16 protein-coding genes and 1 pseudogene are annotated in these 18423 nt (G+C 72.5%); 8 read left to right on the forward strand and 9 right to left on the reverse strand.

Annotation, left to right across the window (positions count from 1 at the left end; translation table 11 throughout):
• Positions 1-115: 115 nt before the first annotated feature.
• Together AMK10_RS03035 and AMK10_RS03040 are read right to left on the reverse strand one after the other, a co-directional pair.
• On the reverse strand, positions 116-1477 hold the full coding sequence (locus tag AMK10_RS03035; protein ID WP_073744475.1) for a hypothetical protein: 1362 nt from the start codon (positions 1475-1477) through the stop codon (positions 116-118).
• Positions 1474-2457, reverse strand: a complete 984-nt coding sequence (locus AMK10_RS03040; RefSeq protein ID WP_073744476.1) for a glycosyltransferase family 2 protein — start codon at positions 2455-2457, stop codon at positions 1474-1476. The genes AMK10_RS03035 and AMK10_RS03040 overlap by 4 nt, the downstream gene beginning before the upstream one ends.
• 208 nt (positions 2458-2665) lie before the next feature.
• On the opposite strand from AMK10_RS03040, the gene AMK10_RS03045 reads away from it, so the two are divergent.
• The 4 genes from AMK10_RS03045 to AMK10_RS03060 are packed head-to-tail and all read left to right on the forward strand — an operon-like array spanning position 2666 to position 7307.
• A complete protein-coding gene (locus AMK10_RS03045) occupies positions 2666-4048 on the forward strand; it encodes a DUF6716 putative glycosyltransferase (RefSeq protein ID WP_073744477.1) in 1383 nt (460 codons plus the stop codon).
• A 20-nt stretch (positions 4049-4068) separates the two neighbouring features.
• Positions 4069-5304 (forward strand): acylneuraminate cytidylyltransferase, encoded by a 1236-nt coding sequence (locus AMK10_RS03050; protein WP_073744478.1) that lies wholly within the window; start codon positions 4069-4071, stop codon positions 5302-5304.
• A gap of 12 nt (positions 5305-5316) precedes the next feature.
• Entirely contained in the window at positions 5317-6255 is a 939-nt protein-coding gene (locus AMK10_RS03055) for an N-acetylneuraminate synthase family protein (RefSeq protein WP_073744479.1), read from the forward strand.
• Between the two features lie 11 nt (positions 6256-6266).
• Positions 6267-7307: a hypothetical protein gene (locus AMK10_RS03060; protein ID WP_073744480.1), complete on the forward strand. Its 1041-nt coding sequence runs from the start codon at positions 6267-6269 to the stop codon at positions 7305-7307.
• 27 nt (positions 7308-7334) lie between these two features.
• Here AMK10_RS03060 and AMK10_RS03065 read toward each other — a convergent pair whose 3' ends face one another.
• Positions 7335-9089 (reverse strand): serine/threonine protein kinase, encoded by a 1755-nt coding sequence (locus AMK10_RS03065; protein ID WP_073744481.1) that lies wholly within the window; start codon positions 9087-9089, stop codon positions 7335-7337.
• A 100-nt stretch (positions 9090-9189) separates the two neighbouring features.
• On the reverse strand, positions 9190-9870 hold the full coding sequence (locus tag AMK10_RS03070; protein ID WP_073744482.1) for a macro domain-containing protein: 681 nt from the start codon (positions 9868-9870) through the stop codon (positions 9190-9192).
• A gap of 203 nt (positions 9871-10073) precedes the next feature.
• On the opposite strand from AMK10_RS03070, the gene AMK10_RS03075 reads away from it, so the two are divergent.
• Positions 10074-11693 (forward strand): ADP-ribosyltransferase domain-containing protein, encoded by a 1620-nt coding sequence (locus tag AMK10_RS03075; RefSeq protein ID WP_073744483.1) that lies wholly within the window; start codon positions 10074-10076, stop codon positions 11691-11693.
• A gap of 262 nt (positions 11694-11955) precedes the next feature.
• On the opposite strand, the gene AMK10_RS03080 is transcribed toward AMK10_RS03075, so the two are convergent.
• A complete protein-coding gene (locus AMK10_RS03080; protein ID WP_073744484.1) occupies positions 11956-12708 on the reverse strand; it encodes an SDR family oxidoreductase in 753 nt (250 codons plus the stop codon).
• A 79-nt stretch (positions 12709-12787) separates the two neighbouring features.
• Here AMK10_RS03080 and AMK10_RS03085 point away from each other — a divergent pair, with 79 nt between their 5' ends.
• Both AMK10_RS03085 and AMK10_RS03090 read left to right on the forward strand, forming a co-directional pair.
• Positions 12788-13396 carry a TetR/AcrR family transcriptional regulator gene (locus AMK10_RS03085; RefSeq protein ID WP_073744485.1) on the forward strand — a complete coding sequence of 203 codons (609 nt, stop codon included), beginning with the start codon at positions 12788-12790 and terminating at the stop codon, positions 13394-13396.
• 136 nt (positions 13397-13532) lie between these two features.
• Positions 13533-14213, forward strand: coding sequence for a hypothetical protein (locus AMK10_RS03090; RefSeq protein ID WP_241839464.1), 681 nt, complete (start codon positions 13533-13535; stop codon positions 14211-14213).
• A 2-nt stretch (positions 14214-14215) separates the two neighbouring features.
• On the opposite strand, the gene AMK10_RS03095 is transcribed toward AMK10_RS03090, so the two are convergent.
• Positions 14216-15556, reverse strand: a complete 1341-nt coding sequence (locus AMK10_RS03095; protein WP_107428384.1) for a transcriptional regulator — start codon at positions 15554-15556, stop codon at positions 14216-14218.
• 306 nt (positions 15557-15862) lie between these two features.
• Between AMK10_RS03095 and AMK10_RS03100 the strand changes: the two genes are divergently transcribed.
• Positions 15863-16525 carry a hypothetical protein gene (locus AMK10_RS03100; RefSeq protein ID WP_073744487.1) on the forward strand — a complete coding sequence of 221 codons (663 nt, stop codon included), beginning with the start codon at positions 15863-15865 and terminating at the stop codon, positions 16523-16525.
• A 166-nt stretch (positions 16526-16691) separates the two neighbouring features.
• Here AMK10_RS03100 and AMK10_RS38665 read toward each other — a convergent pair.
• The 3 genes and pseudogenes from AMK10_RS38665 to AMK10_RS03115 all read right to left on the reverse strand — a co-directional run.
• A pseudogene (locus AMK10_RS38665) lies at positions 16692-16781 on the reverse strand (YciI family protein); the annotation flags it as partial.
• Between the two features lie 54 nt (positions 16782-16835).
• Complete coding sequence (locus tag AMK10_RS03110) at positions 16836-17204, reverse strand: GntR family transcriptional regulator (RefSeq protein WP_073744489.1); 369 nt, start codon at positions 17202-17204, stop codon at positions 16836-16838.
• 1 nt (position 17205) lies between these two features.
• Positions 17206-18213: a DUF1648 domain-containing protein gene (locus AMK10_RS03115; protein WP_143194937.1), complete on the reverse strand. Its 1008-nt coding sequence runs from the start codon at positions 18211-18213 to the stop codon at positions 17206-17208.
• Between the last annotated feature and the right edge of the window lie 210 nt (positions 18214-18423).

An 18423-nucleotide genomic window follows, 5' to 3' on the forward strand; every position in this document is an offset into this window, starting at 1 on the left:
TGCCGTGCATCGCAAGGCGGCGGAGCCATGGCGACCGATGACAACGCCGCGAGGTGCGGTGCCAGGGCACGCGAGCCCGGCATGATCCAAACGAGAGGCCCTTGGCGGCACCCGGTCAGCGACGGGCCAGCGCGCGGGCGCGCCGGGCCATCCGGCGCAGCGTCGCGTTGCGGCGGACGGAGGCCAGACGATTGGGGACGACACCGGGAAGGGCGAGCGAGGCCAGGCGGCGGCGCTTGAAGTAGCGCCAGGTCCGGGCGTTCAGCCGGGTGGAGAGATAGAGCTCGGCGGCCGGGCGGAGGTCGGGACGCACCCGCGGCCGCATGGCGAAGGCGACGGCGTCCAGCAGACCGCCCAGTGCCTCGGCCACCGTGGCCTCCGTCGGCGGCGACTGCCCCTTCACGGCCTCGGGGTCGTCCAGAGCGGGCAGCAGCGCGTCGGTGATCGTCGCCGGAATCCTGGCGGGGTTCTCGTACGGTGCGAGGCGCTCCAGGAGCGTGCCGGTGCCGGTGACCGCCACGGGAAGGCCGTACGTCACCGACGCCGTGAGCAGCGCGGACGAGGAGCAGCCGACGACCAGCGCGGGGCGCAGCCGCTCGAACAGGACCTCGGCGGGGAGCGGGACGCCGGGCAGGTCCGTGGCGGGCACGGCCAGTTCGGCACCGAGCCGGGAGGCCTCCGCCCGCAGCGCGCCGAGCCCGGGTGCGGGCGCGCCGGGGTGCGGGTGGACGACGAGCCGCGTGTGCCCCAGCGCCACCGTGTCCCGGACCATCCGCGGCCCGATCGCCGACTCCTCGGCGGCGGACAGCACCCCCGGCTCGGGGAGCAGCAGGACCGCCGCGCCCCGGAGGGCGTCCGGCACCGGTGCGGCGTCGGCCATCTCGCCGTAGACCTTCCGCAGGGCCCCGGCCGGCACCGCGCGCACGGGCACGCCGAACTCGGCCAGCAGCAGCGGCTTCAGGCCCGGCAGGAGATCCGGGTGGAGCAGCTGCCGGACGCGGGTGCCGACCGGCGGGCCGACCTTCCCGCCGGTGGGGCCGTATCCGGCCGGCCCGTCCGCGTACACGGTGACCGGACCGTCGGTGAAGATCTGGGCGAGCGCCAGGGCGGGGGAGGCGTGCGGGGACTCCAGCACCAGCTCGACCGGCTCGTCCCCGAGGTCCCAGAGGCGGCGCAGATGGCGCTCCCACAGGGGTACGTCGTCGGGGCGGGGCGTCCACGCGCCGGGGTGCAGGGGGCGGACGGCGTCGTTCCACGAGAGCACCTCGCCGAACCGGGCACGCAGCCGGACGTACCCGGGCAGCGCGTCGGCGGGTGGTGCCGCTTCCGGGACGGCCGAGGTGTCGCAGAGCAGCAGGACGCGGCGCGGGGGGCCGCCGGAGCCGGGGCCGTCCGGGTCGAAGAAGCCCGAGTCGACGGCCGCGGCAAGCGTGGCCGTTCCGTGCGGCCCCGAGGCGGCGAAGATCTGGACGGTCACGCGGCGCTCGTCTCCTTGATGCCTGCGGGACGGCGGCGCAGCCTTCGGAGCACGGTCGCCCGTTCCGTGTCCATGGAGTCCAGGACATGGTCCAGAATCGGCTGGGGCATGTTTTTCAGCGCCGCCGCGCAGAGTGATTTCAGGGTGCGGGCCACCGGTGGTTCGAATTCACCGACGGCTCCGACGTGATGGGCGATGACGGCGCAGTAGGTGCGCACCGCTTTCGGCAGGAGTTCGTCGGCCGCGGGGTCCGAAGCGGTGTCGGACAGCACCTGGCCGTAAGCACGAATGAAATCCAGTCGGCGTTCGTCGCCGATCCGGGTGAGGGAGGACGCGACACCCCGCCGGTAGAAATGGCTCAGAGTTCCCAGGACCGCGAAGGACGGGGCCTTCCGGTGCAGCCGCCAGATCCACGGCCGGTCCTCGGCGGTGCGCAGCCCGTCCGTGAAACGCAGCAGCCCCTGGTCCAGCAGGTCACGGTGGTAGAGCCCGGCCCAGGCGTACGCGTAGTCCACCGAGGTGGTCCGGTCCGCGGGCAGGATCGCGTCCCTGGGGTCGCCCACCACCCCGCGCGGACCGTGCGGGACGCGGCGCAGCGTACGGGACGTGCCGGTGACCTGGACATGGTCCGTGCGCACGAACGAGCAGCCCAGGGCCTCGGTCCGGGCGAGAAGGCGGGCGTAGTGGCCGGGGGCGACCCAGTCGTCGCCGTCCAGGAAGGCGATGAACTCGCCGCGGGCCGCGTCCAGACCGGTGTTGCGGGCGGTGGCCAGACCGGCGTTGCGTTCGTGCGAGAGGACCACCACGCCCTCGATGTCCTCGGCGGCCCGGCACAGAAGATCCGCCGTGCCGTCGGTCGAACAGTCGTCGACGAGGATGAACTCGAAGTCCTCGCGGGCATTGGCCCGCAGACTTCTGAGGGTGTCGGACGCGTAGGCCTGAACGTTGAAGAACGGCACGATGACGGAGAGCTTGACCACCCGCGTCACGTTAGGGGCGGCCCCGGCATTTGCTTTGTCGCCCGCGCATACGCAAAGTGAACGAAGCGCGGCGGAAAAGTGAACCGGCCCGTATGCGAGGTCGATTCACATGGCTGCGGAAGCAAATCCCCAAGCGTCGACCGGCTGTTAACCATCTGTTGCCACCGCGTTGGGCCGCGGATCGGAATGGCTTCCTAGCTTTTACGACGTGCCCCCTCGTACCGAAGACGCGGCCGCTTTGGCCGTCACCCCAGCAGCCGGAAGCGCGGCCCTGCGTATGGCCGTGCTCGCCGACTCCGACACCCGGTGGAAATGGGGCGCGCTCACCGCGCGCCGCCTCGCCGGGGCCCGGGAGACCGGAGTGGACCGCCCCGTGGAGATCACCGGGCTGCTGCTGCGCGGCCGGGCCACCCCGACACCCAGGCAGCTCGCCGAGGTGGGCGAGGTCGGGGTCGACACGGACCGGGTGCGCGAGGTGACGGCCGTCGAGTTCCTGCACACGGTGCGGGACGAGGCGTACGACGTCGTGGTGCTCGCCCTCGTCGGCGGCGCCGTCCAGGCCGTGCTGCACGGACTGGCCGCACTGGAGCTGCCCCGCAGGCCCGTCGTCGTCACCGGCTATGTCGGGGTGGTCTACGAGAAGCTCGCCGACGGACTCCTGCTGCGCCACGGCGCGGACGTCGTCCTCGCCAACTCCCGTCACGACGCGGCCCGTTTCCGCGCGGTGTACGAAGGGGTCGGCGCCGACGCCTCGTCCGTCACCGAGGCCGCCCTGCCCTTCCTCGGCGGGGAGCCCCACCGGGCGGTGGAGGGCCGCGACACCGTGGTGTTCGCCGCCCAGCCCTCGGTCCCCGCGTCCCGCGCCGACCGGATGTACCTGCTGCGCCGCCTCGTCGAGCACGCCCGGCTGCACCCCGGCCGCGAGGTGCTGCTGAAGCTGCGCTCCAAGCCGGGTGAGCACACCACGCACATCGAGGAGCTCCCCTACCAGCGTCTCGCCGAGCGGCTCCCCGGCGGACTGCCGCCCAACTTCCGCCTGGTGTACGGCCACATGGGCGAGGTCCTGGACCGCACCGACCTGCTGGTCACCGTGTCCTCGACCGCCGCCCTGGAGTCGCTGCACCGCCGCATCCCGACAGCGGTCCTCTCCGACCTCGGCGTCCGCGAGACCCTCGGCAACCACCACTTCATCGGCTCCGGGCTGATCACCTCCTGGGACCACCTCGACGGCGGCCTGCGCCCCGAGCCCGACGAGGAGTGGCTCGCCGGCCAGGGCGTCGCCGCCGACGGCAGCTACGCGACGGCCTACGACACCGCCCGCGCCCGGGTCGGAGCGCTGCTCGCCGCAGGGCCGCTTCCCCGCCTCGCCCCCTACTACACGCCCGCCACCGCGCCCGGGTACCTCCCCGGCATCCTCGCCCGCCACCACCTGGGCCCCGACGGCGTGCCCCTTCCGGGCGCCGTCGCCCCCAAGGAGACCGGCCGGGTCCGGGGCGCGGTGCGCGAAACCGTACGCAACGCGGCGCGCGGCGCCTACCGCCACGGCGTGCAGCGGGTCGCCCCCGTGATCCGGCGGATGGGCGAGCTGTGACCACCGATTCAGGAGCATCCATGACCCCGCCCCCCACCGTGCTCGCCGTGATCCCCGCCCGCGGCGGATCCAAGGGCGTGCCCGCCAAGAACCTCGCCCAGGTCGGCGGAGTTCCGCTCGTCGCCCGCGCGGTCCGTGCCTGCCTCGCCTCGCCCGAGGTCACCGACGTCGTCGTCACCACCGACGACGCGGCCATCGCCGACGCCGCCCGCGCGACCGGCGAGGCGCTGGGCGAGGCCGGCCGGCTGCACTGCGTGCAGCGCCCCGCCGCCATCGCGGGCGACACCGCGACCAGCGAGGACGCCGTCCTGCACGCCCTGGACGCGTACGAGGCGATGGGGCACGGCCGCACGGCCGACGTGGTGCTCCTGGTCCAGTGCACGAGCCCCTTCATCACCCGCGAGGACATCGACGGCGTCGCCGCCGCGGTCGCCCGCGAAGGCGCCGACACGGCCGTCACCGTGGCCCCCTTCCACGGCTTCGTGTGGCGCGACGGCAGCGCCGTCGAGGACGACACCTACGGCGTCAACCACGACAAGTCCGTACGCCCCCGCCGCCAGGACCGGCCCCAGGACCTCCTGGAGACGGGCGCCGCCTACGCCATGGACGTCGAGGGTTTCCGCACCCACCGCCACCGCTTCTTCGGCCACACCGCGCTGGTGCGGACCGACCCCGCGCGGGTGCTGGAGATCGACGACCCGCACGACCTGGCCCGCGCCCGCGTCCTCGCGCCGCTCCTGGACCCGTCCCCGCTGCCCACCCGGGCGGACATCGACGCCGTCGTCCTCGACTTCGACGGCACACAGACCGACGACCGCGTCCTCATCGACTCCGACGGACGCGAGACCGTCGCCGTGCACCGGGGCGACGGGCTCGGCATCGCCGCACTGCGCCGGGCCGGACTGCCGCTGCTGATCCTCTCCACGGAACAGAACCCGGTCGTCGCCGCCCGCGCCCGCAAACTCCAGGTCCCGGTCCTCCACGGCATCGACCGCAAGGACCTGGCGCTCAAGCAGTGGTGCGAGGAGCAGTCCATCGCTCCCGACCGCGTGCTCTACGTCGGCAACGACGTCAACGACCTGGCCTGCTTCGGCCTGGCGGGCTGGCCCGTCGCCGTGGCGAGTGCCCACGACTCGGTGCGTGCCGCCGCGCGCGCCGTGACCACCAACCCCGGCGGCTCCGGCGCCATCCGCGAGATCGCGGCCTGGCTCCTGGGTCCCACTCTCACCACTGTCCCCAACACCCCCACCATGTAAGGAAGCACCACCATGAGCAGCACCTCCCGCCTGCGCACCTTCGGCACCCGCACCGCCGGACCCGGTCACCCCGTCTACGTCACCGGCGAGATCGGCATCAACCACAACGGTGACCTCGAGAACGCCCTCGCGCTGATCGACGTGGCCGCCGAAGCCGGCTGCGACGCCGTCAAGTTCCAGAAGCGCACCCCGGAGATCTGCACCCCGCGCGACCAGTGGGACATCGAGCGCGACACCCCCTGGGGCCGGATGACGTACATCGACTACCGCCACCGCGTCGAGTTCGGCGAGGCGGAGTACACCGCCATCGCCGAGCACTGCGCCAAGCGCGGCATCGACTGGTTCGCCTCCCCGTGGGACACCGAGGCCGTCGCCTTCCTGGAGAAGTTCGACGTCCCCGCGCACAAGGTCGCCTCCGCCTCCCTCACCGACGACGAGCTCCTGCGCGCGCTCCGCGCCACCGGCCGCACCGTCATCCTCTCCACCGGCATGTCGACGCCGAAGCAGATCCGGCACGCGGTCGAGGTCCTCGGCAGCGACAACATCCTGCTCTGCCACGCCACGTCGACGTACCCGGCGAAGGCCGAGGAGCTCAACCTGCGGGTCATCAACACCCTCCAGCAGGAGTACCCGAACGTCCCGATCGGCTACAGCGGCCACGAGACCGGTCTGCAGACGACCCTCGCCGCCGTCGCGCTCGGCGCCACGTTCGTCGAGCGCCACATCACCCTGGACCGCGCCATGTGGGGCTCCGACCAGGCCGCCTCCGTCGAGCCGCAGGGCCTCACGCGCCTCGTCCGCGACATCCGCACCATCGAGGCGTCCCTCGGTGACGGCGTCAAGAAGGTCTACGAGTCCGAGCTCGGCCCGATGAAGAAGCTCCGCCGGGTCGCGGGCGTCGTCGCCGCCGAGGGCGAGAACGCGCCGGCCGCCGAGCCGGTCGCGGTCTGACGGGCCGACCGGTGAACCTCGCCTTCGTCGAGAGCCCGGTCCAGCTCCTGAACGTCCTGGAGTGGACCCACACCCGGGGAGGACCCGACACCACGGTCGTCGTCCTCCCCCCGGTCGACCCGATGTCGCGCGGCCAGCTGCGCAGGATGGCGGAGCTGGCCCGCGACGAGGGCATACATGTCCGCTGGCAGGAGGCGCGCGGGGAGACCGGCGCGCCCCTGAAGGCCCTGCGGGCTCTGACCGGCCTGATCCGCAAGGCCGACCGCATCGTCATCGGGGATCCCTTCTCCCGTTACGTGCAACTGCTCCTCAGCCTGGTCCGCACCCGCCGGATCACGGTGGTCGACGACGGCACGGCCACCATGGAGTTCGTCGCCCAGCTGGCCCGGGGCGAACGCCTCGTGCGCTGGCACCGCCGGGGGAGCGGGGGACCGCGCGAGCTGCTGCTCGCCCCGGTCACCTCCGCGGCCCGCCGCAGCTTCACCCCCTCGGCGACCCGCACGGTCGAGGTGTTCACCGCCATGCCGGTGGAGGCTCCCCCCGGCATCGACGTCACCGCGAACACCTTCGCCTGGACCCGGGAACGCTTCGGCCCGCCCCTCATCACCAAGGGGGCCGACCTGGTCGGCACCTCCCTGGTGGAGACGGGCGTGGTCGACCCGGCCCCGTACGAGGAAGCCGTCACGGCCCTGGCCCGCACCCACGGCGCGACCCGCTACTTCGCGCACCGCCGCGAGTCGGCGGAGAAGCTCCACGCCCTGGAGTCCGCCACCGGCCTGGAGATCGTCCGCCCGGACCTCCCCCTGGAACTCATCGCCCGCAGAGGCCCCATCGGCCACACGGTCCTGAGCTTCCCGTCCACCGTGGTCCACACCCTTCCCCTGGCCCTGGCGGGCACGGGAGTGAAGGTCGCGGTGTGCGACATAGCGCCCGAGTGGCTGCGCGACACGGCGTCCCCGCGCGCGCAGGGCTTCCTGAGCGGGGTCACGGAGACGGCCCGCGACGTGCAGCGGCTGGCACCGTGGCGGGTCACGGCGGCCACGGAGGGCTGAGGGTCGCCCATCGCGGCCGGGCCGCTCCTACCGGTCCGCGTTCGGCCAGACGGTCAGGTCGCCCTGGAGAAAGGCCTGTTCCGGCAGGGAGGTCGACTTCGTCTGGACCACGAACAGCCCGATGTTGCCCTTGTCGTCCTTCATGCAGAACTCGGAGCCGACCGCGGCCGCCGCCAGCGTCCAGCTGTGCTTGTCGGCGCTGTTGAGCATGAGACGGCACATGTCGAGGCCCGTGCCGTGGCCGCCCATGATCTGCATGAAGACGGTGTGCTCGCCCTTCAGTTCACAGCTGGCCGTCTCACAACTCAGGTGGATGTCACCCTTGTTGCCCTTCATCGACGGCGGGTTCTCCAGGCTCAGACGGTTCTTCGCGTCCACCGTCACCGGGGCGAACACCTCGGGCCACGGGTTTCCGTTCGGGTCCGTCGCGGACGTGTCGTCACCCGACGTGTCGCCCCCGGAGGCGTCGTCACCGGCCCCGACCGCCGAAGGACCGGAGGAGTCCGGCTTCTCCGACGCGTCCGACGTGTCCGATGAGGGGCCCGGGGAAGATCCCGTCGGGGACGCGGTCGACCGCCCGGCCGGGCCGGTCGCGGATGAGCTGGAGCCGGACGTGTCGTCGTCGCCGAACCGGCCGATCGCATCCGTCAGGGTCCACGCCAGTGCCACCACCAGCAGAATGCCTCCCGTCACCCCGGCGGCGGTGACCAGCGCCGTACGCCGCCTGCGGGTCCTGCGCTCCTCCGCCGTCAGCTGCTTCTTCGGCCATCCGAACTGCGGCTGCGGGTAAGGAGGGGCGAGCAGGGGCGCCGGTGCGGTCGCGGCCGTGGGCGTGAGCGTGGGCTGTAGCGGGAGGGCGGGGGTCGGATCGTGCACCGCCACCGGTGCCGGAGCCACCGTCTCCGGTCCGGCGACCTCCCGCCACACGGCGGGTCCCCCGCTCGTGCCGGCCTCCGCCCCCAGGCGCTTCCGGCACCACTCCACGATCTCCGCGGGCGTCGCGCGCTCCGCCGGTTCGGCGGCCAGGCACCGGGCGAACAGCGGTCGCAGCGCATCGGGCAGCAGCGACAGATCGGGTTCGGAGTGCAGGATCCGGTACTGGACGTTGACGGCCGGACCGTCGCCGTAGAGCGTCCGGCCCAGCGCCGCGAACGCCGCCGTCTGACCGAGCGCGAAGACGTCTGCGGCCGGTGTGATCTCACCCCCGGACACCTGCTCCGGAGCCATGAAGGACGGCGTGCCGATCGTGCTCCCCGGCGCGGTGTACGACGTCCCGCCCGCGGCCAGTGCGATACCGAAGTCGATCACCCGTGGGCCGTCGGGGGCCAGCAGCACGTTCGACGGCTTCAGGTCCCGGTGCACGATGCCCTCGGCGTGGATCACCTGCAGGGCCTCGGCCACCCCCGCCATCAGCCACAGCAACGCCGGCACCGGCAGCGGCCCGCGCCGGGTCACCGCCTGCGTCAGCGACGGGCCCGGCACGTACAGCGTGGCCAGCCACGGAGGCACGCCGTCGGCGTCGGCGTCGATCAGCTCGGCGGTGTACGCCCCCTTGACCTGCCGCGCCGCCTTGATCTCCCGGGCGAACCGTCTTCGGAAATCCGGATCGTCGGCCAGCTCCGGCCGCACCACCTTGATCGCCACGGGCCGGCCGCCCCGGGTGTGCGACAGATACACCCGGCCCATACCGCCGGCACCCAGTCGCGCGGCGAACCGGTAGCCCCCCACCGAGGGCGGATCGTCGGACTGGAGTGGCTGGAAGACCTCTGTGGCATGGCTCATCAGCCGTGTACCCCCCACTTGATGCATTGGCCAATGACAGCAGCCTAAGTGGAGGACCTGAACGGCTCGTTACGGCATCCCCGCCCCACCGGTGCCCCTGTCAGCGACGGGGCGCGCCCCGCCGGGCGGGGTCGATGCGGACCCGCTCCGTGACGGGAGCGGCCTCGAGGTCGTCGAGCTGGGCGAGGACGGTGCTCCGCAGGTCGTCGAAGTCCGCGAAGGCGTGCTCGTTGAACAGGGTGTAGCCCGTCCACATCAGGTTGGCGCAGACCCGCGCGGGCACCCGGCCGGTCCGGGCCCCCATGCCGACGAGCGCGACCGACCCGATACTGCCCGGCGCCCGGCTGTTCTGCTGGTGGACCGCCTGGAACGCGGCGGCGCAGGCCAGGGCCACATTCAGGGTCTCGCTGATGTTCTGCGAGGACGCCTCCATGGTCGGCGTCGGTATGAGGAACTTCGGAACGACCGCTCCGGAGGGCACACAGACGGCGCTCCCCACCGGAAGGGTCCCCCCGAACCGGTCGCGGATCGCCCGCTGCACCCGGAGCTGGATGCCGGCGCCGAGATGCCGCTTCACGGCCGCGTCCGTCCCACCGTCCATGCGACCGCGGGAGTTGGTGGGGCTGACCCAGGCGTCCGCCGTCACATCGAGGAGGGACCCCTTCCGGATCTCGATCTCCGGCGTGTCCGAGAACGCGGCGCGCCAGGCCTCCACGACGGCGGTGCTGACGTCGGTCAGGACCACCCGGACAGGCTGCGACCGCACAGGGTTCGAGGTCATCGTTCACTCCGATCGAGAGGTGGTTGCTCCACTCCTGTGAACGCTACCGAGCGCCACTGACAACGCCTTTGAGGGCGGCGGCCGGCTCACGGCCACTGTCAGTGGCCCGGGATACAACGGAGGGAAAGCGGACCGGGCCCACGCCCCCGGGCCCGCCGACGACGCTGCCCCAGTACGGATCGAGAACGCGGAGCGCCTCCACCATGAGCGATGCCACCACCCCTGTTCAGCCCGACCCGAACGACCCCCTGGCCCTGGCCGAACTCTTCCGGGGCGGCGGCGAGCCGTGGCTTCCGCTGCTGAAGCCGGTCATCGAATCGCGGGTGGACGCAGGCGAGTTCATCGGTCCGGGCCGGGGGACGGGAGTCGTCCCCGTGCGCGAGCTGACCTTCCAGGCGCTCAAGCCCAATCCGCCGCACAAGTGGAAGGTCGTCGTCTTCGGCCAGAACCCCTACCCGCGGCCGGAGAGCGCCACCGGCATCGCCATGTTCGACAACACCTTCCACGACTGGAAGGACAGCCAGTTCGGCCGGGTGGTCAGCATCCGCTGCATCATCAAGGCCGCGGCGATGTGGAAGTACGGCATACCCAGGAAGACCCCGGTCGGCGAGGTGCGGGCGCTCCTGAAGGAGCACGACACGGTCCAGCCGCCGGAGTGGTTCCAGGCGATGCTCACCCAGGGCGTGCTGCTGCTGAACGCGGCGCTCACCGCCAGCGGGGACGGCGCGATGGCGACCGACCAGCACACCCGGTTCTGGCGGCCGGCGGTCGAGCGGATCGTCGAGGAGATCCTCAGGGCCAAGCAGGACGCCGACGACGACGAGGACCGCGGTGTCGTCTTCGCCTGGTGGGGGGCGCACGCGCGCAGCCTGAAGAACGTCGTCCTGCGCATCCAGAAGAAGTACCCGGACGTCGAGGTCCGGCACATCGACCACCCCAACCCCGCGGCGCAGGGCGACGTCTTCTGCGAGGGCGACCACTTCGGGACGGTCAACGCCGCACTCGCCTCGATGGGCGCCGAGGAGATCGACTGGCTGCCGAGCCGGGGGTGGAACACGGCCGAGGAGGGGGCCGACGGCGACAGCGGGGCTCTCGCGGAGCGCATGGGCGCCTTCATCGCGTCGACCATGGAGCTGCACCAGCTCTATCTGGACCGGCTCGCGAGCGTCAAGGACGAGGGTCTCGTCCTGCCCGCGATCACGGGCGTGTTCGACACCCCGCTGATGGACTTCAGGGAGGCCGTCGGCCCGGTGGCCTCCCTCCTGGCCGGCATCGACCGGCACGTCGTGCGCTCGCACGAGTTCGGAAAGACCCGTGCGGACGAGACGGCCGGCGAGCTCTCCGCCGACGCCATCGCCGCCCTCCACCTCTACACCTGCGAGTCCGCGTTCTACCGGGAGATCAACGCCGCCCTGCGCTCCCCGGACCGGGACCGGGTCGTCCCCTACCTGCCGTATCTGCGGCTCCTGTTCTCCGCGGTCTCACGACTCCCGGCCCGGACACGGCCGTTGTGGCGCGGTGTCGCACTCGACCTGCGCGCGCAGTACCCGCTCGGCCGGACGGTGACCTGGTGGGGCGTGTCCTCGTGCACGTCCGAGCGCGGTGTGGCGCGGGCGTTCCTCGGCGGCCGTGGACGGCGGACGCTCTTCGAGGTGACCCCGGTCCGGGCCGTGGGCATCCGCAGCTTCTCCGCCTTCACCGGTGAGGAGGAGTACATCCTCTCGCCGGGCACCCAGCTCAGGGTGACGGACGTCAAGGCGGACAGGGGAGGACTGTTCACCGTGAAGCTGGAGGAGCTGGAGGAACAGACCCTCGTGTCCTGAGGGGCCGCGGAGCGCCGCGCGCCGACTCCACGCGCCGGAGCCCCGGGGAGGCTCCATGTCCAGGAATCCGCCGCCTTGCCCGGAGGCCCCCGGGCGGAGCCACGGCGACAGCCCGGGACGTGCGGCGGCCTGCGCCCGTGGCGGGTCACGCCGGCCACGGAGGGCTGAGGGGACGGGCGCCCGCACACGACCGGCCGAGTCCCGGCGCACCGTCACGGACGACGCCCGAGCGTCCCTGGCCGAGGATGACGGAGCAGCCGGCCTAAGGAAGCGAGCCGCCGGTCACATCGATCCAATGGCCCGTGACCCACCGGCCGTCGTCCGAGGCCAGGAATGCCACGACGTCGGCGATGTCGGCCGGGGTGCCGACCCGCCCCAGGGCCGACATGGCGGCCGCGCCCGCCCACGCCTCGGCGTCGGCACGCAGCCAGTCCGCGTTGACGTCCGTGTCCACAATGCCGGGCGCCACCGCGTTGACGGTGATTCCCCTGCCGCCCAGCACCTTGGACAGGTGCGTGGTGAACACGTCCAGTGCGCTCTTGGACATGAGGTAGGCGATCAGATCCGGCATCACCGTCGTGTGTGTGAGGCCCGTCGAGATGTTGATGACGCGTCCGCCGTCCCGTAGCCGGTCGGCCCCGAGCCGCGTGAGGAAGAACGGAGCCTTCGTGTTGACGGCGAACAGACGGTCGTACTCCGCCTCCTCGATCTCCGCGAACGCTCGTGACGTGCCGATCCCCGCGTTGTTGACGAGGATGTCCAGGCCGTTCGCGTGCTGGTCGAAAGCGGTCCAGAGGGCCGCCGCGTCGCCGGGCGTCCCCAGTTCCGCACGGATCGCGAAGGCCGTGCCGCCCGTCGCCTCGATGGTGGCCACGGTCTCCTTGGCCGCCGCCTCGTTGCTGCCGTAGTGCACGCCGACGGTCGCTCCGTCACGCCCCAGTCGTTCGGCGATGCCCCGTCCGATTCCCCTGCTGCCGCCGGTGACCAGCGCCGTCTTTCCCGTCAGTGAGCCCATGGCTACGCCCCCTCTTTCTCTATCGATCGCTACAGAAAAACCGTAACACGTTCGCTAGTGAGCGCTATAGAATTGGCGGATGGCGACGAAACAGCGCGGCAGGCCTCGCTCCTTCGACAGGGAGGCGGCTCTCCGCGAAGCCACGCTGACTTTCTGGGCGCAGGGCTACGAGACGACCTCCATCGCGGACCTGTCACGTGTGATGGGCATCGGGGTGCCGAGCCTCTACGCCGCTTTCGGTGACAAGCGGACGCTCTTCGGGGAGGCTGTCGAGGCATACCAGGCCACCTACGGAACCTTCGGTGGCCGGGCCATGGACGAAGAGCCGACCGCGCGTCGCGGTGTCGCGCGGCTGCTGCGGGAGGCGGCGAGGGAGTACACCGACCCTGGCCACCCGCGCGGCTGCATGGTGATCTCCGCCGCACAGAACTGCGCCTCGGACCAGGTCGTCGCGGCGCTGCGGGAGCGTCGGGTCGAGAGTGTGCGGGACATCCGGCGGCGGATCCAGACGGACATCGACTCGGGCACTCTGCCTCCCGACGCCGATGCGGAGGCGCTCGCCCGCTATACCGGAGCCGTCATCCAGGGAATGTCCCAGCAATCGCGGGACGGAGCGAGCCGGGAAGAACTGGAAGCGCTGGCGGAACTCGCCATGCGCGCCTGGCCGGCAGAGCCCGACGGAACCTGAACGTGCCGCCGAGGTGGCCGGTCCATGCCCCCGCATCTCGGCCACGGCGCGGCTGCCGCACCCCGGACGGGCCGGCAACCGGCTGCATTAGAGTGGTTGTTGACCGTCGGTGCGGACGTACGAAGGAGCCCATCGGGTGACCAGCACTCTGACCCTGCGAACCCTGGGGAAACTGAGGACCGCTCCTGGTGGGCAGCTCGACTGTCAGGTCACCTTCTCCGACGGACCGGGGACGTCCCGGCCGGTCGCCCATGTGGAACGCGAACTGCCGCCCGGCGGCATACCCGTCTACCTCGCGGCCCGCAAGAGCGGCGCCCGCTCCTTCGTCCTCTGGGCGGACGAGCAGCGCCAGGCGCGGGCCGCCACCCTGGTGACCCTCTCCGCGAGCGGGGGACGGGCACAGTTCCAGGTGCTCGGCGCGCAGGGTGAACAGCTCGGGGTGATCACGCGCGACAAGGCGTTCAGCCGCGGGCTGCGCACGCGCTGGACCGTGACCCCCGCCGGTGGCACCGACGCGGTGGGATACAAGGGCCGGCTCTTCTGGTGGTGCGTGTGGTGGCCCATCACGCTCTTCCTGCCGCTCATGCTCGTGGCCCTCGTCTTCGGCGGAGGCGGGACCGGAGGCGACTTCCCGCGCGGCCCCCGCCGCATCAAGTGGCGCTCCGGGGGCAAGGTCCCGCTGGAGTTCAAGTCGTCCGGGAACACGGTGCGGCTGTACGCGCCGGAGCTGGACTGGCGGTTCGGAGCCGCCCTCACGGCCTTGATCCCGTCCTTCGACGGCTGGATCGGCACCCCCTGGGACGCGCGGAAGGACTGAGCTCAGTCCACGCGGGGCGCCCAGGCGCGGGCGGAGGTGTCGTACGCGTAGGGAGTCAGGTCCTCGACGGCGCTGGTGCGGAAGGGACGGCCGCGGTCGTCGATCCGGGCGGTGTCCGCGCGGCCCTGGGACGACCAGTCCAGCTCCAGGTACCAACTGCAGTCGCATGAACCGGTCCTGGCGGTGACGAGCAGTACCTCGGGGTCCTCGGCGGACACCCGGTAGGGCAGGCTCACCGCCGGGATCGGCGTGCCGGCGTCGTTTCCGGCGGTCGCGCGGGCGATGGGCCGGTCCTTGTCCAGGTTCACGGCGAAGGTCCGCGGGGTGAGGGAGCCGCCGCAGCCCTGCGCCATGGAGTACACGTTGCCCGGAGCCGGATCGGCGCGGCCGGTCACGCGTACCCGTAGCGCTTCGAGGACCACGGCGGTGCCGGACGTCCCCTGTACGGACAGCTTCACGATCGTCTCACCGCCGTGCACCGCCTGCTGGGCCGCCGCCCAGGTGCCGGCGTCCTGCGCGGCCGGGGGCGGCGGTACCCGTTCCGGGGGCTGGGCGACGACGTAGTCGTGTCCGCAGCCGAACGCCCAGGCATGGGAGTCGACCGTCCAGGCGAGGGGAGGCACCGCAGGTGCGGAGCCCGCCGGGGCGCTCGTGGCACCGGCAGGCTCCGAGGGCTCGGGCCGGGGTCCCGGGGAGCTCCCGGTGCCGTGCCTCGAACCGCCGGACGGCGACGTGGGGCGAGTGTCCGATTCCGTGGGTCCGGCGGACGCGGACGTGGTCGCCGGGGCGGCCGATGAGGGCCGTGCACCGCCGTCGCCGGTGTCCCGGTCCTCCAGAGGAAGGGACAGACCTCCCACAGCTGCGGCCACGGCACATACGAGGACCGCAGTGCGCCTGCGGCGGTACCAGGGGCTACGGCGGGAGGCGCGGGGCGCCGGCGCCGGGCCGCTCGCCAGGTCTTCCGGGTCCGCCGGTTCGCCGGGGTCACCGGTCGTGGGGGCGTCATCGCTGTCGCAGGTGCCCGGCTGCGAGTCCGCCGGGTCGTCCGAGCTTCCCGTCTCCTCCCCGACGGGCCCGACCGGACGGGGGCGCTGCCGGGCGGCCACGGCCAGGAGCCAGCGGCGGTGGAGCTCCAGGCGTTCCGCACCCGATGCCCCGCACAGGGCCGCGAGACGCTCCACGGGCGCGAAATCGAGGGGGACCGCCTCGCCGGTGCAGTAGCGGTGCAGCGTGGACGTGTTCATGTGGAGACGGCGGCCGAGCGAACCGTAGCTGCGGTCCGTACGCTCCTTCAGCTCCCTCAACAGCGCCGCGAACTGTGCCACGGAGTCCTGTGCCGGCACCGTCACCTCCGCATTCGTCAGGATCGAACCGGTCCTGGGAACAGGCGTCCCGGGGTGGGGACTTCGTCCCAGGCACCCATGTACCTGCACGTCAGGGGGGCTGGGATGGTTCCACCCCGGCCGATCCGGCGGGGGGCCTTGCACCGGTCCGCCGGGACCGCCGATGCTCGTGGTGCCGCCCCGGTCCCGCCGGACGCACCGGCACCTTCACGGCGACCGGCGCGGCGACTTCGTCGTACGACGGCCGACGCGATGACGTCGGGGTCGTCACCGCATCCCGTCACGCACTCCACACGAGGGACACCCATGCCCATGCATACCCGCACCGCCGTGCTCGCCGCCGTGCTCTCCGTCGTCGCTCTCACCGTCTGCACAGCACCGGCCCAGGCCCAGGAGGGCGCGGCACAGGGGAAGTTCGCCGTAGCGCGACCGGCTGCCGCGCAGACGAAGGCCGCCCCGCCCGCGTTCCTCAAGGCGTCCGAACTGCCGCCGCACCCCTCGTCCGACTGGATCGCGGGGCCGGTCACCGACGGCTTCCCGGCAGAGCTCGCCTACTGTCTGGGCGAGGGCGTACCGGCCTACGACTACCGGCACCGGGTCTTCCACACCGATCTGGACACCGGCGCCGCGCAGGTCACCGTCGTCGCGGGCTCCGAGGCCAAGGGCAAGGCGCTCGCCGCCCTGCTGAACGACGAGATCCGCTCCTGTGCGGACCGGATCGAACAGAGCGACCCGGAGACCGAGGCCGAGGGCCGGGACTACGGCTCACTGCCGGTCGAGGAGGGCGCGCGGGTGCACGGCCTGCACACCACGACGTCCTACGGCGCCACGGACATCCACCTGCTGTCCGTGGGACGGGACGGCCGGACGGTGACCGTCGTGAGCTGGGGCCAGATGGGCACCTTCGCCGACGCGCCGTTGCCCGCCTTCAGGAACACGACGACCACGGCGGTCAAGAAGCTCTACTGACGCCCCGGCGGACCGCGACGCGAACCAGCCGTCCGGCCGTACGACCACCATGAATACCGGGGGTGTCCTCCCACCGCGGGGGAGGCCGGGAGGACACCCCTGCCGTACACGCGGCCCGTGCCCGCTGCCGCACGGTTCGACGGTGCGGGGCTTCCCCGCTTCGCTGCCGTCGCCCGCCGAACTCCCAGAGGTGCACCTCGACGTCGGCGTACCCGTCCGGAGCGAGGACGGCGCGTGCCGTCTGCGGGTTCGGAGCATTCGGGACGACGACCGCACCCTGTCCTGGTCCGGTGCCGGGAAGCGGGGCGCCTCAGGTCACCGGGGTGCCCATGCCCGCGCGGACCAGGTCCAGGACCTCCTCGTCCGTGAGACCCAGGCCCCGGGCGTCGGCGACGAGGGTGTCCACCCGGTCCAGGAGCCGGGCGCGGGCCCGGGTGCCGGGTGCGTCCAGGACCATCGCGCCGCGGCCGCGCCGTAGTTCGATCATTCCTTCGTCGCGCAGGCGCTGGTAGCCGCGCAGGACCGTGTGGATGTTGATCCCCAGCGAGTCGGACAGGGCGCGGGCCGCCGGGAGACGGTCCCCCGGGGCCACCTCCCCGTCCGCGATGGCCCGCCGCACCCGGGCGGCGATCTGGTCGCCGAGCGGGACGGCGGAGCCGGGTTCGATACGGAAGAGCATGTCAGGGCCTCGTACTCGCATCGGCCGGAGCGGAGCCGGCCGGCGGGGCGGTCCGGGGGATGAGCGAATTCAGCAGGGCGGCGGCGGTGGCGGAGTCGTCCACGGTCACGGCGATCTCGCGGCCGTTCGCCCTTTTCACCACCAGTGCCTCCCCCGAGCGCAGGATGATCCCGGTGGCGCCCGGCCGGATCCGCCAGCCCCATCCGCCGAAGTCGCCGAGGGGGCTGACCGGCCGGCTCGACGCCTCGGACATGTCGGCCAGGGGCACCCGCATCCGGGGCCGGGGGAGCGCGGCGGACGAGACTCCCAGGCCGCCGGGGCCGACGGTGATGGTGGCGCGGGAGAAGCTCAGCACCAGCAGCCCGAGGAGCGCGAGCGGTACGGCCACCGGCCAGCCCACCGGCACGGCCAGCGCGCAGCCGAGGACGGCGAGGGCGAGTCCGAGCAGGGCCAGCGGTCCGGACGAGACCGTGCGGGTCCAGCCGGCGACCTCGCCGTCGGCCAGGTCGAGCCGGCCGGTATCCGCGCCGTCCCGGCCGTCCTGGCCGGAGAGGCTGTCCGGCAGCGTCAGGCGCCGGGTGGCCAGCCATCCGACGAGGCCCAGGACCACGCCGACGAGCAGGGCGGCGATCAGGTGCCACAGCGGCATCCGGGCGTCTGCCGCCGCGTCGGTGGCATCGGCGTTGACCAGGAGTACGGAGACCAGGGCGGACGCCACGAGTCCGACGGTCCCGTAGCCGGTGACGACCGACCAGCGGGCGAACGTCCCGCGTCGGGTGCCGGCGAGGACGAAGAGCGCGCCCGTGCCCACCGTCAGCCCGGCGGACAGGGCTGCGAATCCGGTCCGGCCGGTGAACCCGTCCGGGACGGTGCCGGCGAAGTGTGTGGCCAGCGGGTCGGGCAGCCGGTCACGCAGAACGGCGAAGAGCACCAGTTCCACGACGAGCGCGACGGCGAAGGGAAGGGCTGTGAGCGCGGCCATGGTGCCGCGTCCTGTCATCTGCTTCATCTTTACCCCCTTGTTCGCATCATAGTAGAACAAGTAATGGAGGGGAGGGGGATCGGGGGTGGGCTCGGCCGGATGGGGATCGGTGCCGGGCCTCGCGGGCCGGTCGGGGAAGTGCTCGAAAAGCGCGGGAGTTTACCCACCCAGAACGCCCGCCACACGCCGCAACGCCATCTTTTGTTCGTCTGTGCGGCTGAACTTTTGTTGATCTGT

Source organism: Streptomyces sp. CB02058, from assembly GCF_001905505.1.
Classification (GTDB): domain Bacteria; phylum Actinomycetota; class Actinomycetes; order Streptomycetales; family Streptomycetaceae; genus Streptomyces.

What these genes read in the sequence shown, in the direction of transcription:
- AMK10_RS03110 (WP_073744489.1), bottom strand. Translation starts at nt 17,204, where the DNA reads ATGCTCTTCCGTATCGAACCCGGCTCCGCCGTCCCGCTCGGCGACCAG.
- AMK10_RS03065 (WP_073744481.1), bottom strand. Translation starts at nt 9,089, where the DNA reads ATGAGCCATGCCACAGAGGTCTTCCAGCCACTCCAGTCCGACGATCCG.
- AMK10_RS03055 (WP_073744479.1), top strand. Translation starts at nt 5,317, where the DNA reads ATGAGCAGCACCTCCCGCCTGCGCACCTTCGGCACCCGCACCGCCGGA.
- AMK10_RS03070 (WP_073744482.1), bottom strand. Translation starts at nt 9,870, where the DNA reads ATGACCTCGAACCCTGTGCGGTCGCAGCCTGTCCGGGTGGTCCTGACC.
- AMK10_RS03085 (WP_073744485.1), top strand. Translation starts at nt 12,788, where the DNA reads ATGGCGACGAAACAGCGCGGCAGGCCTCGCTCCTTCGACAGGGAGGCG.
- AMK10_RS03050 (WP_073744478.1), top strand. Translation starts at nt 4,069, where the DNA reads ATGACCCCGCCCCCCACCGTGCTCGCCGTGATCCCCGCCCGCGGCGGA.
- AMK10_RS03080 (WP_073744484.1), bottom strand. Translation starts at nt 12,708, where the DNA reads ATGGGCTCACTGACGGGAAAGACGGCGCTGGTCACCGGCGGCAGCAGG.
- AMK10_RS03115 (WP_143194937.1), bottom strand. Translation starts at nt 18,213, where the DNA reads ATGAAGCAGATGACAGGACGCGGCACCATGGCCGCGCTCACAGCCCTT.
- AMK10_RS03100 (WP_073744487.1), top strand. Translation starts at nt 15,863, where the DNA reads ATGCCCATGCATACCCGCACCGCCGTGCTCGCCGCCGTGCTCTCCGTC.
- AMK10_RS03075 (WP_073744483.1), top strand. Translation starts at nt 10,074, where the DNA reads ATGAGCGATGCCACCACCCCTGTTCAGCCCGACCCGAACGACCCCCTG.